The sequence below is a fragment of the Flavonifractor sp. An112 genome (genome assembly GCF_904377885.1).
In the GTDB taxonomy this organism is placed as follows: domain Bacteria; phylum Bacillota; class Clostridia; order Oscillospirales; family Oscillospiraceae; genus Flavonifractor; species Flavonifractor avicola.
The window spans coordinates 1-15,381 of sequence record NZ_CAJFGT010000061.1 but is presented as its reverse complement, the minus strand read 5'-3'; the positions used below and the strand labels follow the sequence as shown (position 1 = coordinate 15,381).

Annotated in this window: 18 protein-coding genes and 1 tRNA gene; 8 read left to right on the top strand and 11 right to left on the bottom strand. The window is 57.2% G+C overall.

The annotated features are described in order from the left end of the window. Positions 1–13: 13 nt before the first annotated feature. Positions 14–87, bottom strand: a tRNA-Gly gene (locus IHN22_RS09705). 170 nt (positions 88–257) lie between these two features. Here IHN22_RS09705 and IHN22_RS09700 point away from each other — a divergent pair. Further along, positions 258–920, top strand: coding sequence for an HD domain-containing protein (locus tag IHN22_RS09700; protein WP_191435018.1), 663 nt, complete (start codon positions 258–260; stop codon positions 918–920). 55 nt (positions 921–975) lie between these two features. Here IHN22_RS09700 and IHN22_RS09695 read toward each other — a convergent pair whose 3' ends face one another. Beyond that, positions 976–1,752 carry a hypothetical protein gene (locus IHN22_RS09695; RefSeq protein ID WP_191435017.1) on the bottom strand — a complete coding sequence of 259 codons (777 nt, stop codon included), beginning with the start codon at positions 1,750–1,752 and terminating at the stop codon, positions 976–978. 220 nt (positions 1,753–1,972) lie between these two features. On the opposite strand from IHN22_RS09695, the gene IHN22_RS09690 reads away from it, so the two are divergent. The 6 genes from IHN22_RS09690 (at position 1,973) to IHN22_RS09665 (ending at position 5,887) form a co-directional block, all read left to right on the top strand. Next, entirely contained in the window at positions 1,973–3,010 is a 1,038-nt protein-coding gene (locus tag IHN22_RS09690; protein ID WP_191435015.1) for an FAD:protein FMN transferase, read from the top strand. Then, positions 2,991–3,392 carry a NusG domain II-containing protein gene (locus IHN22_RS09685; protein ID WP_087187759.1) on the top strand — a complete coding sequence of 134 codons (402 nt, stop codon included), beginning with the start codon at positions 2,991–2,993 and terminating at the stop codon, positions 3,390–3,392. Before IHN22_RS09690 ends, IHN22_RS09685 begins: the two co-directional genes overlap by 20 nt. A 46-nt stretch (positions 3,393–3,438) precedes the next feature. Continuing rightward, on the top strand, positions 3,439–3,948 hold the full coding sequence (locus tag IHN22_RS09680) for a Gx transporter family protein (protein WP_087388261.1): 510 nt from the start codon (positions 3,439–3,441) through the stop codon (positions 3,946–3,948). A gap of 86 nt (positions 3,949–4,034) precedes the next feature. After that, the gene (gene cdd / locus IHN22_RS09675) at positions 4,035–4,430 is read left to right on the top strand and encodes a cytidine deaminase (protein WP_087266760.1); all 396 of its coding nucleotides are present in this window, start codon (positions 4,035–4,037) and stop codon (positions 4,428–4,430) included. Next, positions 4,430–5,590 (top strand): DUF362 domain-containing protein, encoded by a 1,161-nt coding sequence (locus IHN22_RS09670; protein ID WP_300986263.1) that lies wholly within the window; start codon positions 4,430–4,432, stop codon positions 5,588–5,590. Before cdd ends, IHN22_RS09670 begins: the two co-directional genes overlap by 1 nt. 87 nt (positions 5,591–5,677) lie before the next feature. Further along, positions 5,678–5,887 carry a DUF378 domain-containing protein gene (locus IHN22_RS09665; protein ID WP_087187755.1) on the top strand — a complete coding sequence of 70 codons (210 nt, stop codon included), beginning with the start codon at positions 5,678–5,680 and terminating at the stop codon, positions 5,885–5,887. A 56-nt stretch (positions 5,888–5,943) separates the two neighbouring features. Here IHN22_RS09665 and IHN22_RS09660 read toward each other — a convergent pair whose 3' ends face one another. The 7 genes from IHN22_RS09660 to IHN22_RS09630 all read right to left on the bottom strand — a co-directional run bounded on the left by IHN22_RS09660 (position 5,944) and on the right by IHN22_RS09630 (position 13,416). Continuing rightward, a complete protein-coding gene (locus tag IHN22_RS09660; RefSeq protein ID WP_191435012.1) occupies positions 5,944–7,074 on the bottom strand; it encodes a S41 family peptidase in 1,131 nt (376 codons plus the stop codon). 81 nt (positions 7,075–7,155) lie between these two features. Next, positions 7,156–8,418, bottom strand: coding sequence for a murein hydrolase activator EnvC family protein (locus IHN22_RS09655; RefSeq protein ID WP_300986260.1), 1,263 nt, complete (start codon positions 8,416–8,418; stop codon positions 7,156–7,158). Between the two features lie 39 nt (positions 8,419–8,457). Next, the gene (locus tag IHN22_RS09650) at positions 8,458–9,690 is read right to left on the bottom strand and encodes a murein hydrolase activator EnvC family protein (RefSeq protein ID WP_191435010.1); all 1,233 of its coding nucleotides are present in this window, start codon (positions 9,688–9,690) and stop codon (positions 8,458–8,460) included. 32 nt (positions 9,691–9,722) lie between these two features. Beyond that, the gene (gene ftsX / locus IHN22_RS09645; RefSeq protein WP_087266772.1) at positions 9,723–10,613 is read right to left on the bottom strand and encodes a permease-like cell division protein FtsX; all 891 of its coding nucleotides are present in this window, start codon (positions 10,611–10,613) and stop codon (positions 9,723–9,725) included. After that, positions 10,597–11,289, bottom strand: a complete 693-nt coding sequence (gene ftsE / locus IHN22_RS09640; RefSeq protein WP_087187751.1) for a cell division ATP-binding protein FtsE — start codon at positions 11,287–11,289, stop codon at positions 10,597–10,599. The genes ftsX and ftsE overlap by 17 nt, the downstream gene beginning before the upstream one ends. Positions 11,290–11,379: 90 nt before the next feature. Next, positions 11,380–12,471 carry a PucR family transcriptional regulator gene (locus IHN22_RS09635; RefSeq protein WP_087187750.1) on the bottom strand — a complete coding sequence of 364 codons (1,092 nt, stop codon included), beginning with the start codon at positions 12,469–12,471 and terminating at the stop codon, positions 11,380–11,382. A 231-nt stretch (positions 12,472–12,702) separates the two neighbouring features. After that, positions 12,703–13,416 carry a pseudouridine synthase gene (locus tag IHN22_RS09630; RefSeq protein WP_191435008.1) on the bottom strand — a complete coding sequence of 238 codons (714 nt, stop codon included), beginning with the start codon at positions 13,414–13,416 and terminating at the stop codon, positions 12,703–12,705. 99 nt (positions 13,417–13,515) lie between these two features. On the opposite strand from IHN22_RS09630, the gene IHN22_RS09625 reads away from it, so the two are divergent. Next, the gene (locus IHN22_RS09625; protein ID WP_087187748.1) at positions 13,516–13,989 is read left to right on the top strand and encodes a DUF4830 domain-containing protein; all 474 of its coding nucleotides are present in this window, start codon (positions 13,516–13,518) and stop codon (positions 13,987–13,989) included. Positions 13,990–14,104: 115 nt separating this feature from the next. On the opposite strand, the gene IHN22_RS09620 is transcribed toward IHN22_RS09625, so the two are convergent. Beyond that, positions 14,105–14,965, bottom strand: a complete 861-nt coding sequence (locus tag IHN22_RS09620) for a mechanosensitive ion channel family protein (RefSeq protein WP_087328858.1) — start codon at positions 14,963–14,965, stop codon at positions 14,105–14,107. Between the two features lie 319 nt (positions 14,966–15,284). After that, on the bottom strand, positions 15,285–15,381 hold a 97-nt coding region (locus IHN22_RS09615), incomplete at its 5' end, for a hypothetical protein (protein WP_191435007.1).

Genomic DNA, 15,381 nt, shown 5'->3' with positions numbered 1-15,381 from the left:
CTACAGGCGCGTATGGAGCGGGTGATGGGAATCGAACCCACGCGACCAGCTTGGAAGGCTGGGATTCTACCATTGAACTACACCCGCATGGGCGCTGACTGTTGTTAAGTACGTCAGCCAGAATATAGTAGCATACCATTTGCTATTTGTCAACGCTTTTTTGCACAGTCCAGAAAAAATTTTCTCCAACTTGCAAAACAGGCCTTCCTTGGTTATGATGAGAGAGCAGGCTATCTGGCAGAGGAGGAAATCCCGGTATGAAAATCAGTTATCAGATGGTACGCCAGTCGGAAGAGATCCGCACCTATATCACACAGGCCGACCATTCGCTGTCGGCACTGGGTTTTACAGAACACAGCTTTGCCCATGTGACACGCTGCGCTGAGGTTGCTGCTGACATTCTGGTACAGCTTGGTTATGATGCTCATCAGCAGGAACTGGCCCGCATTGCTGGTTTTATGCACGACATCGGCAACGTGGTCAACCGCCACGATCACGCCCAAACCGGCGCAGTTATGGCCTTTCGCATTTTGGACAAGATGGGAATGGAACCGGCAGATGTAGCCGCTGTCATCACCGCCATCGGCCATCACGACGACTCTACCGCCTTCCCGGTCAATCCTGTGGCCGCCGCCCTGCTCCTTGCTGACAAGACAGACGTGCGCCGCAGCCGGGTCCGCAACAAGGAGCACCAAAGCTTTGACATCCATGATCGGGTCAACTACGCCGCCGAGCGTTCCGATCTTTCGCTGGACAAGGATGCGGGTACCATTACCCTGACTCTGACCATCAATACAGAGTTCTGTGCTGTTATGGACTACTTCGAGATCTTTTTAGAGCGGATGCTTCTGTGCCGCCGGGCGGCCGAGCACCTGCGTCTCCAGTTCAAGCTGGTCATCAACGGTCTGGCTCTTCTGTAATAAAAAAGCCCGGTTCGGCCTTTGCCGAACCGGGCTTTTTTATTCTTTCACCCAATCACATGAGACGCACAGTGTAGTAGACCGCCAAGATCAGCAGCCAGGCTACCAATACACCGTACAGCAGTGCCAGGGCCCCCAGCACACACGCCGCGATTACCACCACGGCGACCAGGGCACAGGTCACATAGAGCATGGCGTAGTTCGCGTTCTTGGGCAGGATTTCCTTGCTCTTGCCTTTGATGTTCCACACGCCCTTATGGGCCTGGAGCATCCGGAAGCACACGGCGGCGACCACAACGATCACGGCCAGTACAGACAGATAGCCATATCCCACCAGGGGACTGCTGGCAGCCTGAGCAGCAACTTTAACGCCCAGCAGACCCAAAGCACCGAGTACCGCAGCAAAGAAAAATTCCCGCTGGTAGAGATAGTAAATCAGCGCCAGCACGGCTACCGCAGGCACCGCGATGTACAGGAAATTGATGCCCTTGTCATAGAAGTAATGAATGACCACCGCACACACGGCCAGCACCAGAGAAATCCCGGTCAGGACCCCCGGCAGACAAAGAGAACGGCCTGCACGCCAGAATACCAGGGTCCAAATCAGCAAAACCACGAAGCAGATCGGCAGTACAATGGACAATACATTGAACATTCCCTGAAGGGCTACCGCAATATAGACCTGTTCAGTGGTAAAGTTTACATATACCTTGTTCAGCAGAAGGAGCAGAGCCTCCAGCACCACAGCGCCCAGAATCCACCAGAGGACCTTAGTCAGAACGATGTCTTCTTCCCGTGCGCGCTGGGCTTTCTGTTGTTCTTTCTTATTCATGTATCCATCTCCTGTGGCAAAGTGTTCGGCAGATATGGCGAACAACCCTGAATCATCAATCCCATATAGTTTATCAGAATCTGCCGCATATTGCAAGTCAAGAATCCCTTTTCTCTTTTCAATCGTGAAAAACTATGCTAGAATAAGGTCTGCAAAAAAGTCCGAAACCGCGGCGCCATCGGTCTTTGGCGGAGCCGCACCATGCAGAATGGAGTCAATCATGAAGCGTTTTCTTCCTTTCCTTTGCTGCCTGCTTTTCCTGGCTGGCTGCACCGCCCCCTCTGCCGATGCAGAACCTGCACAGGTCCAGTTCTTTTCCATGGACACCGTCATGTCCATCCGTGTATATAACGAAGGCGGCGAAGATGCCATCCAGGCCGCCCGGCAGGAGGTCGAACGTCTGGACAAGCTGCTTTCCCGCACCAATCCGGACAGCCAGATCTCTCTTCTCAACAGCCATGCCGGAGACGGTACCCTGATCTCTTTGGATGCCGAGGTGGCAGATCTGCTGTCCTTTGCCAAATCAGTTTCCCAGCTGCTGCCCGGCTGCTTTGATATCACCATCGCGCCTGTGATGGACGCCTGGGGCTTTACCAAGGAGGAGCGCCACGTTCCTTCAGCTGAGGCTCTGGCCGACGCTATGTCTCTGGTGAACAGCGAAGCCCTCATTGTGGATGAGGCCTCCTCCTCTGCCCGACTTAAGCAGGCAGGTATGGAAGTAGACCTGGGCGCAGTGGCCAAAGGCTTTGCCGCCGGCCGGGCGGACGCCGTGCTGCGAGAGTATGGCGTTACTTCCGCTCTGCTGGATCTGGGCGGCAACGTCACCGCCATCGGCAGTAAGCTGGATGGTTCCGCCTGGCAGGTGGCGGTCAAAGACCCGCAGAACACCTCGGAGGCTCTGTGCGTCCTCTCTCTGGCAGATCAAACCGCCTCCACCTCCGGCGGGTATGAGCGCTATTTTGAGGAAAACGGTCAGACCTATCACCACATCATCGATCCCAAAACCGGCTATCCCGCCGACAGCGGTCTTTTGTCCGTGACGGTGATTTCCTCCGACCATATGCTGGCCGACGCTCTCTCCACCACCCTGTTTGTAGCCGGTCCGGAGGAGGCGCTGGACTTCTGGCGCAGCAGGGATGATTTTGAGTTGGTGCTGTATACGCAGGACAATAAGGTAATCGTCACCGAAGGTCTGGAGGCGGGCTACCGCCCCGCCGGCGAGGATCGGGGGTATACCTATGAGATCGCCCGCCGCTGATCGCCGCCGTCCCACCCTGTGGGACGGTCTGGTCGTACTGGCTGTAGTGGCTTTCGCGGTACTTCTGGTATTCCTGCTGCGCCCTGCAGAGGGCAGCGCCGTCACCGCCGTCATCACCCTGGATGGCGAGACAGTGGCCCAGTATCGCCTGGATCAGCTGTCCCAGCCGGTTACGCTGGATGTGGAAGGGGCAGCCTACCCCCTCACCATCCGGGCGGAACAGGGCCGTATCTGTATTGAACACAGCGACTGTCCCAGTCAGGACTGTGTGCGTACCGGCTGGATCAGCCGCCCGGGGCAGCAGATCATCTGTCTGCCCAATCGGCTGGTCATCTCCCTGTCCGGTACGGAGCCTGAACCCTTTGACGCGGTAACAGGCTGAAAAGTTCCCCACCTGCGTTTCTTTTTTCCTGGAAGGAGGTTCGCCTGTGTCTGTTTCCCTCCGACGGCTCACCCGCTCGGCAGTCCTCACGGCCCTGGCCCTGGCTCTCTCCGTGGCGGAGGGCCTGGTCCCACTGACCATTCTTTTCCCCCTTCCCGGCCTGCGGCTTGGCCTGGCCAATCTGGTCACCGTGTACGCCCTGTGCCGTCTGTCCGGTCGGGAGGCTCTGCTGATTCTCATTGCCCGCTGTCTGCTGGGTTCCCTGCTGGGAGGCAACCTGATGGCACTGGCCTTCTCTCTCACCGGCGGTCTGCTGGCCCTTGGTGTCATGGCCCTGCTGCTGCGGCTGCCCGGCCTGTCCCTGTTCGGCGTGTCCATTGCCGGCGCTGCCGCTCACAATACCGGACAGATCCTGGCTGCTATGGTCGTGTTGGGCACTCCCGCTCCTCTGGTTTATCTGCCCCCCCTGCTGCTGTGCTCTCTCATCACCGGAACGGTCACCGGCGGAGTCTCCATTCTGCTGGTCCACCGGGTCCCCTTTCCCGGAAAGGTATGAATGGTAGTTGTCACACCTGAAAAAAGGTGGTAAAATGAGAACCCAATCTCATTTTACCACCTTTTTATTTGTCAGGAGGGATTGCTATGACCGACCGGGAACTGGTGGATCTGGCCTTTACCATGTTGGAACGCTCCTATGTCCCCTACTCTCATTTTCCTGTGGGCGCCGCCCTGCTGTGCGCCGACGGGACGGTATTCACCGGCTGTAATGTGGAAAACGCCGCCTACGGCTCCACCATCTGCGCCGAGCGTACCGCTCTGGTCAAGGCGGTGAGCGAGGGCCACCGGGATGACTTTGTCCGGCTGGCTGTGGTGGGCAACTCTGCCGACTACTGCTGGCCCTGCGGTGCCTGCCGTCAGATGCTTTACGAATTTGCTCCCGACCTGACGGTGCTGGTGGGCCGCTCTGACCGGGACTTTGTTCGTCTGCCCCTCCATGAGCTGCTCCCCCACGGCTTCGGGCCCAAGTCTCTGGCGTGATGGGAAACCAGGTTTACGTCGTCTCCTGCACCGATTACGCCAAAGCGGAGACTGCGCTGCGGAAAACGGTGGAGCGGATGGGCGGAATTTCCCGGTTTGTCCAGCCGGGTGAGCGCATCCTGCTGAAGGCCAATCTGCTCCGCCCTGTCCCGCCGGAGGCAGCGGTTTGCACCCACCCGGCGGTGATCGGCGCTATTGCCAAGCTGATCCGGGAGGCCGGGGGCACTGCCGTCATCGCAGACAGTCCCGGCGGCGCGCTTCAAAAGGAATCGGTACTCCGCAATCTGTACGAAAAGACCGGTGCGGCCCAGGCTGCTCAGGAGTCCGGTGGCGAGGTCTGCATGGACCCCTCCGCCCGTTTAGTAGAGCTGCCGGAGGGAAAGGTGGTCCGGCAGGCCGAAATCATCTCCCCCGCTCTGGACTGTGACGGCATCTTTGATCTGTGCAAAATGAAGACCCATGTCTTTATGGGCATGACCGGCGCGGTCAAAAACAGCTTCGGTCTCATCCCCGGCCTGACCAAGGTGGGTTTCCATGGCTCTCACCCGGATCAGGCCCAGTTTGCCCAGGTGCTGTTGGATCTCATTGGCTTTATGAAGCCCCGCCTCAGCGTCATGGACGCCGTTCTGGCCATGGAGGGGGAAGGTCCCGGCTCCTCCGGTACGCCCAGACAGGTAGGCCTGCTGCTGCTCTCTGATAATCCTCTGGCTCTGGATGTGATCGCCGGGGAGATCATGGGGCTGCCCCGAAACAGCAACCCCGTTTTGCTGGCAGCGGAGGCCCGGGGGCTGTCTCCCACCCGTTTGGAGGATGTGGAGCTGATCGGCGCCCGTCTGGAGGACCTGCGTATCCCGGACTACAGATTTCCTGCCAATGTGCGAAGCAACCTGATGGAATTTCTGGGCCCCCTCACCGGCGCCGCCGGGCGGCTGTGTAAGAGCCTGCTGTCCCAGACTCCCATGGTACAGTCCAAGGTATGCGTGGGGTGCGCCATCTGCAAAAACGCCTGTCCCGGCAAAGCCATCACCATGACCGGCCCCGACGGCACAGCCAAGATCCACCCCCGCTCCTGTATCCGCTGCTACTGCTGTCATGAGTTGTGCCCCCACAAGGCGGTGAAGCTGAAACGCAGCTGGCTGGGCAAGCTCTTAGGCAGCTAAATGGCGGCATTTAAATTTTTTGAATATTGCACACAAAACAGGATATGCTAACAGCGGTATCTCAATTTGGAGGAGGCAGCATATCCTATGTTCCTGGACAAGATCGCCCTGGTCCTTGCCATCATCGGCGGACTCAACTGGGGCAGCATCGGCATTTTTCAGTTTGACCTGGTAGGCTTTCTCTTCGGAGGACAGTCCAGCACCTTCAGCCGCGTGATCTTTACCCTGGTTGGTCTGGCGGCTATCTGGTGTATTTCTCTGCTCTTCCGGGACCTGCGGGACAAAGATCACACCTAAGCGCCATTTTAAAACGGGCCTTCCGCAACATGATGTTGCGGAAGGCCCGTTTCCTGTTAGTTTTGCTCCAGCAGGTCCAGAGCCGCCTCCAGCTGGGCATCTCCCTCATCGGTGAGATAGACCTCCCGATCCAGAGTCAAACCGGTCCCGATCAGCGACGTACCGTTGCCGGTAAAATAGGCCCCGGTAGAGATGGCCATAGCGCCGCCGTGGGGCAGGGCGAAGGTCTGCTGAGAATACCCCTTCCCGCTGGTGGGTTCGCCCACAATGACCGCCACTCCCTGCTCCTGGAGTTCGGCAGCAAAGAACTCAGCGGCAGAGTAGGTATTGGCATTGACCAGCACTGCCATGGGCAGATCCACACAGGCGGCATCCGACTGGGTAACCTCCTCATTGCCTGCCCGGTCCCTGCTGATGAAAATGGGTCCCTCGGGCAGCAGGAAGTCCAGCATTTCGGTCAGCTCACTGAGGTAACCACCGCCGTTGTTGCGCATATCAAATACCAGCGCCTCGGCGCCCTCTTCCTGGAGACGGGTCACCTCTTCCTTCAATCGGTCAGCGCTGTGGTCGTAGAAATTGGCCAGGGCAACATAGCCCACATTGCCCTCCAGCATCTTGGCTGTGACCGGATCGCTGTCCAGGCTGGCCCGGGTCACCTCCACCGTACGGGTCTCCCCGTCCGTTCCCAGGACCTCCAGGGTAACAGTTGTCCCCTCCTCGCCCTGGATACGCTCAGCACCCTCATAGCGGGCCTCACCGGCCAGAGAGAAGCCGTCCACCGCGGTAATCACTTCACCGCCCTGGAGGCCGGCAGCCTCTGCAGGACCGCCTTCTGTTACCTCTACAATGGTCAGGCCATCTTCCGACTCATAGTTCACTGTAACGCCGATGCCCACATACTGGTTGGTGCGGCGCTGGTTCTGTGCCTCATACTCCTCCTCTGTGAGGTAGTAGCTCCACCGGTCTCCCAGACCGTCCACCATACCGCTCAGGGCAGAATCCACCACCTGCGTCTCATCGTACTCTCCCACAAACCGGCTGTTGACCAAGTAGAGGCCCTCCAACAGGGACAGGCCCTCCTTGCCGAAGATCCCATAGAAAACAGCCAGCAGCACCCCTGCCGTCAGGAGCATGGTGACCGGCAGCAGGATGATCAGATGGAGGGCGGAGAAGCGTTTGGTTCGCATACTGTATCATTTCCTTTCTGAACGTAATAAGCAAAGAAGGGCGGAGGGGTTGCCCCCTCCGCCCTCATGTACCATTCAATTTTACCACGGGGGAGTCAAATTCAGCGACGGGAATTTGCTCTCCGGATCCACCCGCGTATAGTTGTCCCGCACTTCAAAGTGGAGATGATTGCCGGTAGAACTGCCGGTGGTACCCACATAGCCGATCACCTGCCCCTGGGTTACCATCTGGCCCTCGCTCACCGCACGGGAACTCATATGGGCATACAGGGTAGAGTTACCGTTGCCGTGGTCGATGACCACATAGTTGCCGTAGGAGTAGTGATAGGCGGAGGTGACCACCTGCCCGCTCTTGGCAGCCAGAATAGGCGTTCCACCCGACGCGGGGATATCAATGCCGGTGTGACTGTGGGCCACACCGGTGATGGGGTGGATGCGGTAACCAAACAGAGAGCTGAGACGGTAATATCCGGGCAGAGGCCACAGATAGCCGGTCTCCGAGGAGATCACGATATTGTTCTGCTTCCGCTCCTCCTCCAGCTGCTTCTGTTTCCGGGCGATCTCTGCCTGGATCTCAGAAGCTGCGGCGCTCTCCGCATCCAGTTGGCGGTTAACCTCGGCTGTATCCGCGTTGATCTGATCCACAAGGGCCTGAGCCTCAGCCACCTTGGCCTGCTGTTCGGCCTTCTTGGCCTCCTGCTGTTCCTTGGCTGCCTGCTCCTCTGCCCGTGCACTCTCCAGCTCGCCCTGGACCCGCTCCAACTCCTCTCGGGTAGCAATCAGCTGGTCCATGACCTCATTGTCGTATGCCATGACCGCATCCACATCGGCAATGCGGTCCAGCAGGTCGGAAAAACTCTCGGCGTTGAAGAGGATAGACCAGTAGGACACTGTCCCCTGCTCCTCCATCATCCGCACCCGCTGGCAGAACAGGTCGTACTGTTCCGCCTCCCGGGCCTCCGCCTCTTTCCGCTCCGCTTCCTTCTGCGCGATCTCTCCGTCATAGTAGGAGATCTGGGCGTCGATGTTGGCAATCTCAGCGTTGATGGCATTGAGCTGCTCGGTCAGCAGCTGTCGCTTTTCCTGGGCAGCAGCCTGATCGGCCTCAAGATCAGCCAGCTGATCTTTCAGGGCATCCTGTTTGGCCTGACTCTCCTCCTGCTCCTTTTTCAGAGCATCGATCTCACTCTGGGTCACAGCTCCTGCGCTGCTGATGATCATGCTGACCATGGGCAGCAGCATCAGCAGCGCCAATACCGCTGCCAGGACACCCACTACCACGCGCCGGGGTTCTACCTTCTTTGTGGAGTTTTTCTGATTGGTTTTCTTTCCGCTTTTTTCCACAATTTTTCTCCTTATCTGTCTGTGCCGTAGGTCTGTCGCTTACCAATTATAGGCCCGAATAAAGGAATTGGACAAGCCGGGGAAGCAGCCCTCCGGGTCCACTCGCCGACCGCCAACCCGCACCTCCAGATGCAAGTGATTGCCTTTGGAATTGCCTGTATTGCCCACATAGCCGATGGTCTGGCCCTGGTTTACCATCTGCCCTTCGCTCACCGCCCGGGAACTCATATGAGCATACAGGCTGGTGGTGCCATCTCCATGGTCGATGACCACAAAGTTACCGTAGGACCAGTTGGCGCCGGAGCCATACTCCGACATGATGACCTGCCCGCCCTTGGTGGCATAGATGGGGGTGCCTCCTGCCGCCGACACATCAATGCCGGTATGGCTGTGGGCCTGGCCGCTGATGGGATGAATGCGATAGCCAAAGGCAGAGGTGAGGGTCAGACAGCTGCTGGGCAGGGGCCACTGGTATCCCGAACCGGTGGGCGTCAGGGTCACATTCTGCTGTTTCCGCTCCTCCTCCAGCTGTTTCTGCTTTCGGGTGATCTCAGCCTGAATGCTGGCAGCGGCGGCATCCTCTGCCTCCAGCTGCCGGTTGACCTCGGCGGCATCCGCGTTGATCTGATCCAGCAGCTTCTGGGCTTCTGCCACCTTGGCCTGCTGCTCCGCCTTTTTCGCTTCCTGCTGGTCACGGGCCTCCTGCTCCTCGGCTCGGGCACTCTCCAGTTCTCCCTGGACCCGCTCCAGCTCCTGCCGGGTGGCGACAAGCTGGTCCATAATCTGGTTGTCATAGGCCATCACCGCGTCCACGTCAGCGATGCGATCCAGCAGATCAGAAAAGCTGTCGGCGTTGAAGAGGATGGACCAGTAGGACACCGTTCCCTGTTCCTCCATCATCCGTACCCGCTGGCAGAACAGGTCGTACTGCTCCGCCTCCCGGGCCTCCGCTTCTTTCCGCTCCACTTCTTTCTGGGCGATCTCTCCGTCATAGTAGGAGATCTGGGCATCGATGTTGGCAATCTCAGCGTTGATGGCGTCCAACTGCTGGGTCAGAATCTGCCGCTTCTGCTGCGCGGCGGCCTGGTCCTCTTTGATATCGGACAGCTGGTCCTTCAGCGCCGCTTGCTTGGCCTGACTTTCCTGCTGTTCTTTTTTCAGCGCGTCGATCTCGCTCTGAGTCACCGCTCCCGCCTGGGTGGCAGCCGATGTACATAATGCCAGAACCAGCACCCCGCACAAAAGCCGGAGTCTGGGATGTTTCCGTCTCATAAGGTCTCCTTATTCCGGATGACGCAGGTGGATCACACCTGCAGGAACTTACGGATGGCCAACATGGAGCCCACCACACCGATGAGCAGACCGGTAATCAGGAAGGCCCCAAACACCCACAGGGCCATGGGCTGGAACGGCAGCACCTTGATGAGATCAATGGTGTCCGTACCGCCGATGGCACGGCTGACCAGGGTATATACGCCCCACTGGAGGAAGAAGCCAACCACCGCGCCGGTGACGCCCAGGATCATACCTTCAAAGACAAAGGGCCAGCGCACAAAGGCATTGGTAGCGCCGCACATCTTCATGATGGCGATCTCCTCCCGCCGGTTAAAGGTGGCCAGCTTGATGGTATTGGAGATGATAAACAGGCTCACCAGCAGCAGAATAGCCACCAGGATCAGGGCCACACCGCCTGCAATATTGCGGATGACCGTAAAACCCTCGGCGATCTCAGGGGCAGACTTGGTGGAGGCCACGCCCGCCACCTGCTTTACCGCCGTCTCGGTCTCAGCCAGCTTGCTGATATCTTCCAGATAGATATGGAACCGGTCCCGGTATACGCTGGAGGGCAGGCCCTCAAAGAGGGGATTGCCCTCATAGTCAGCCTCAAATTCTTCCTGGGCCTCTTCCTTGGTGACAAACTCAGCCCGCGCCACATTGGGCACAGCCTCAATATCATCCTGAAGGGCACGGGCCTCCTCCTGAGAAAGGGTCTCATCGATGTACGCGGTAAACTGGTTCTCCTGCTCCAGGTCGGAGAAGTTGTGCTGGGCGTTTACCGCCACCAAAGAGAAGGAACCCATGATAAGCAGACAGCACACAATCATGCACACTGCCGCAAAGGACATAAATCCGTGGGTAAAAATACTGTGAAAGCCCTCGGAAAACAGATAGCCAAAATTATATCGTTGTCTCATTGTTGTAATACCCGCCTGTCTCGTCGCTGATGATCCTGCCGTTTTCGATGGCCACCACTCGCTTGGAGAAGCGGTTGACCAGTTCCCGTTCGTGGGTGACCACCAGCACGGTGGTGCCCAGCTCGTTGATGCGCTCCAGCAGCATCATGATCTCCAGAGAGCGCATGGGGTCCAGGTTGCCGGTGGGCTCGTCGGCAATGATCATCTGGGGATTGTTCACCAGAGCCCGGGCGATGGCCACACGCTGCTGCTCACCGCCGGAGAGCTGGTCGGGGCGCTGATCTCCCTTCTCCAGCAGACCCACCAGATCCAGCACATAGGCCACCCGCTTGCGGATTTCCCGGGAAGAGGCTCCCACCGCCTGCATGGCAAAGACCAGGTTTTCCTTCACGGTTTTCTTGTCGATCAGGCGGAAGTCCTGGAAAATAACCCCCAGCGTGCGCCGCATATAGGGCACCTGCCGAGGCGTAATGTTGTTCAGGTTATAGCCGTTGACCATGAGCCGCCCGCCGGTGGGGGCGATCTCAGCGGTAATCAGCTTCAGAATGGTGGATTTACCGGAGCCGGAAGGACCCACCAGAAAGACGAATTCTCCGTCGTCAATGCGCAGATTGACCCCTTTCAGGGCCTTGGTCCCGTTGTCATAGGACTTTTGAATATCGATCAGACGTATCACGCTGTGTACCTCATTTACAGGATTGGGGACAAACTCACGTGCCGCAGAAGACGTCGTCACCGACGTCCTCTGCGGCTGATATGGTTTCTTTTAGTTGTCGATGCCGCGGGAAATCAGATACTTCTTAACCATCAGAGCCACCTTGAAGGTGATGGCATCGTCAAACTCCCGCAGGTCCAGGCCGGTGAGCTTCTTGATCTTCTCCAGGCGGTATACCAGGGTATTCCGGTGGACGAAGAGCTTCCGGGCAGTCTCAGACACGTTCAGGTTGTTCTCAAAGAACTTGTTGATGGTGAACAGGGTCTCCTGATCCAGTGCGTCGATGGGATTCTTCTTAAAGACCTCCTGAAGGAACATCTCGCACAGAGTGGTGGGCAGCTGGTAGATCAACCGGCCAATGCCCAGATTCTCGTAGTTGATGATGCTCTTCTCGGTGTCGAACACCCGGCCCACATCAATGGCAATACCGGCCTCCTTGTAGGCCCGGGCCAGTTCCCGAATATGGCCCACGATAGTACCGATGCCGATGACCACCCGGATATGGAGTTCCTCGTTGATCTTGTCCTCGATCTGCTTGGCGATCTTGTGCAGATCCCGGGTCTCAGCCCCATCATTGAGCTGCTTGATGAGGGCCACGTCGGTCTCGCTGATGGAGAGCACAAAATCCACCTGCTTGTCGGGGAACAGGGCGTGGACCACGTCAATGAGGGCCGGATCGGTGGTCTCCACCTGACGGATCAGGAAGACCGCCCGGGGCGCCTCGGAGACAAAGTGCAACTCCTTGGCCCGAACATAGATATCACCCAAAAGGATATTGTCGGAAATAATATTCTTGACAAAGGTAGCCTTATCGTGCTTCTCCTCATAATAGGTCTTGGCGCCGTTGAGGGCCACCGTAGCCATGGAACAAACCATAGTAGCCTCGGCATCCTCACCCTTGACAAAGACCGCATAGTCAAACTGGGAACCCCAGCCGGCCAGTGCCTTAAAGGTACGGCCCTCAAAGCGGACGGTGTCTCCCTCGCCCCGGTTTACCGCCTCAACTGCACCAGGCCAGTGTTCCCCAATACAGCTGAGTTCGTTGCAGGCCACAACCGTTCCCTCAGAATCGATCACGCCAATGGCCCGTTCGGTGCTGTCTTTCATCTGTAAGACAACGCTTTGGAAAATTCTGCTGGACATGGTTGTATGCCTCCTTATATTAATCCCCACTTTGGGATACTCTGTCTATTACACGCAACACACACGGGCTGAGTGCCCTATTTCCTCTTCAGACAGTTCTTGACGCAACTGTTCATTCAACAGTCACTATTATACCGGTTCTTTTTGCTCTTTTCAATAGCTTTTTCAAAGTTTTTTGGTGATATTGACTAAAAGACGCAAAAAATTGCCAACTCTGGGGAGAACCTCCGCTCATACTCCCGCTGCCAGACGCAATGCCGCCATCTCTTCCTCGGTCAGAGGTCGCCATTCTCCCCGCTTCAATGCGGGATCCAGTTTCAGCGGGCCCATGGTAAGGCGTTTGAGGTAGCGCACCGGCTTGCCCCGGCTGGCCAGCATCCGCTTGATCTGGTGATATTTTCCTTCCCGCAGAGTGACGATGGCAGTATCAGGCTGCCCCAGCACCTCCAGACCGGCAGGCATACACACCAGCCCGTCTCCCAAAGTCATGCCGGTGGAAAAAGCCTCTACATCCGTCTCATCCAACTGCCCTTCCACCTGGACAAAATAGGTCTTATCCACATGGCGTCGGGGCGCCAGCAGCCGGTGGGCAAGCACACCGTCATTGGTAAGCAGCAGCAGGCCTTCGGTATCCTTGTCCAACCGTCCTGCCGGAAACAGCCCCACCCGTTTTAGGTGGTCGGGCAGCAGTTCCAGCACCGTGGGCTGTTTGGGGTCCTCGGTGGCGGACACCAATCCAGCCGGCTTATGGAGCATGAGATAGACCATGCGCTCCCCGGAAACGGAAACACCGTCCACCGCAAATTCGGCGGCGGGATCCCATTTTTCCTCCGGAGAATGAACCGGGACACCATTTACCGTTACTCGACCAGCCCGCACCAGTTCCCGGACTTCCTTCCGGGACCACCGGCCTGTATTGGCCAAAATTTTATCCAGACGTTCCAATGACGTACCTCCTCATCAGCTTTCCCCTTTTCCGTCATAACCGGCACCATAGGCACATACTCTTTGAGTATCAGCACTTTGGGAAAGGGGCGTTGCGCTGTGTTTATTATTACCGCCAGGGTCCGTAAAGGGCCTATACTGGCTGTGGCCGCCGCTGCTGTGGTAGTCTGCGGGGTCCTGCTGACTGCAGCAGGTTTGGGCGGCCGGGATACGGCGGTCTCCGGCGTGGTCAGTCCCACCGGCGTCAAATCCAATGAGGATCGGATCGCATATCTGGAGAGCTATGGGTGGCAGGTCTCCCAAGAGCCCTCTGCTGTAGAGGAACTACTCATTCCAGAGTCCTTCGATGACAGCTACACCCAATACCTGGAGCTCCAATCCTCCCAGGGCTTCGATCTGACGGAATATTGCGGTAAGCGGGTCAAGCGGTACACCTATGAGATCAGCAACTACCCTACAGGGGAAACCGGCATCCAGGCCGGACTGCTGATTTACAAGAATACCGTCATCGGCGGAGATGTGCTCTCCCCCCAGCTGGGCGGGTTTATCCATGGGCTGGAGATGCCAGGCTAGATGAGGCAGCAGCTTAAAACCATCGGCACCCTACAAAAAATGGCCGCTTTCGCGGCCATTTTTTGTAGGCACATAGAGATGAAGCAAGCCACCCGCTGCTTACTCTCTTCCGCTGTCACTCACCCTGTTGTTGCTCCCGAATCAGATGCACATTCAAATGGTTGTAGGGAATTTCAATGCCCTGGGCGTCAAAGGCAGCTTTGACCTGTTCCAGCAGATCGTAGTACAGATCCCAATAATCTGCGGTAGCGCACCATACCCGGACACTGTACTCGATGCTGCTGTCCAGATAAGCCGACACCCGGACAAAAGGTTCCGGTGTAAACAGAGCCTTAGGATGGGCGCCGATAACTCCCTTGATGGCGGCAATCACCTTTTCTGGCGCATCGTCATAGGAGGTGGTAAACTTCAAGTCCACCCTCCGCTGCTCCGCCGTGGTATAGTTGATGATCTTTTCAGCGGAGATCTGGCCGTTGGGTACCGAAATCACCTTGTTGTCGATGGTACTCAGCTTGGTATAGGCCAGGCCCACTTCCTTTACGGTACCGCTGACGCCGCCGGCCTCCACATAGTCCCCCGCTTTGAAGGGCTTGGACACCAGCACCTGAATGCCTCCCGCCAGGTTGGACAAGGTCCCCTGAATGGCCAGAGATACGGCCAAACCGATCACGCCCAACACCGCCACCAGGCTGGTCATAGGCACGCCGATGTAGTCCAGCACGATGCACACGGTAATGAGCCACAGAATGACCCGCAGAGCGGCATGAATAAAGGTATGGAGGCTCTTCTCCATCTCTAGACGGAGGAAGGCCCGGTCGGTCAGACGGAGGATGATTTTCATGACCACCATGCAGCCCACAAAGAGCAGAATGATGGTAATGATCTTCTGCAGATTCAGGTCATTGAAAAAGCCGGTTACGGTCTGAATGGTCTCTTCGGCTTCTTCGGGAGAAATATTTGTGATATTGGTTAGCATGACATACTTCCTTTCTGCGGCTATTCTATCATAGCTTTTCCATACAGACAAGCCCCTCAAAAGGTGCCAAAAGAAAAGAGCCAGCGTTTCGCTGGCTCTCTTCTGAAAGGAGCAAATGACTCCTCAATGTTGACAATAACGCTTTCCTTCGGGCGGACACCCTCCTAATTGAAAAAAGGAAAGAGCCAGCTAAAAGCTGGCTCTTTCCTCAAAGGAGTAGATTACTCCTCGATGTCGATAACAGCGCTTTTCCTTCGGGCGGACAGTCTCTTAAATGCAGAAGACCCGCCTTGCGGCAGGTCTTCTTGCAAAAGGAGAATTACTCCTCGATGTCGATAACAACGCCGGAACCCACGGTGCGGCCACCCTCACGGATAGCGAAACGCAGGCCCTTCTCGATGGCGATGGGGGTGATC

Excerpts from the sequence above, each read along its gene's own strand:
- IHN22_RS09700 (WP_191435018.1), top strand. The coding sequence starts at position 258 with ATGAAAATCAGTTATCAGATGGTACGCCAGTCGGAAGAGATCCGCACC.
- IHN22_RS09695 (WP_191435017.1), bottom strand. The coding sequence starts at position 1,752 with ATGAATAAGAAAGAACAACAGAAAGCCCAGCGCGCACGGGAAGAAGAC.
- IHN22_RS09690 (WP_191435015.1), top strand. The coding sequence starts at position 1,973 with ATGAAGCGTTTTCTTCCTTTCCTTTGCTGCCTGCTTTTCCTGGCTGGC.
- IHN22_RS09685 (WP_087187759.1), top strand. The coding sequence starts at position 2,991 with ATGAGATCGCCCGCCGCTGATCGCCGCCGTCCCACCCTGTGGGACGGT.
- cdd (WP_087266760.1), top strand. The coding sequence starts at position 4,035 with ATGACCGACCGGGAACTGGTGGATCTGGCCTTTACCATGTTGGAACGC.
- IHN22_RS09670 (WP_300986263.1), top strand. The coding sequence starts at position 4,430 with ATGGGAAACCAGGTTTACGTCGTCTCCTGCACCGATTACGCCAAAGCG.
- IHN22_RS09665 (WP_087187755.1), top strand. The coding sequence starts at position 5,678 with ATGTTCCTGGACAAGATCGCCCTGGTCCTTGCCATCATCGGCGGACTC.
- IHN22_RS09660 (WP_191435012.1), bottom strand. The coding sequence starts at position 7,074 with ATGCGAACCAAACGCTTCTCCGCCCTCCATCTGATCATCCTGCTGCCG.
- IHN22_RS09650 (WP_191435010.1), bottom strand. The coding sequence starts at position 9,690 with ATGAGACGGAAACATCCCAGACTCCGGCTTTTGTGCGGGGTGCTGGTT.
- ftsX (WP_087266772.1), bottom strand. The coding sequence starts at position 10,613 with ATGAGACAACGATATAATTTTGGCTATCTGTTTTCCGAGGGCTTTCAC.
- IHN22_RS09635 (WP_087187750.1), bottom strand. The coding sequence starts at position 12,471 with ATGTCCAGCAGAATTTTCCAAAGCGTTGTCTTACAGATGAAAGACAGC.
- IHN22_RS09620 (WP_087328858.1), bottom strand. The coding sequence starts at position 14,965 with ATGCTAACCAATATCACAAATATTTCTCCCGAAGAAGCCGAAGAGACC.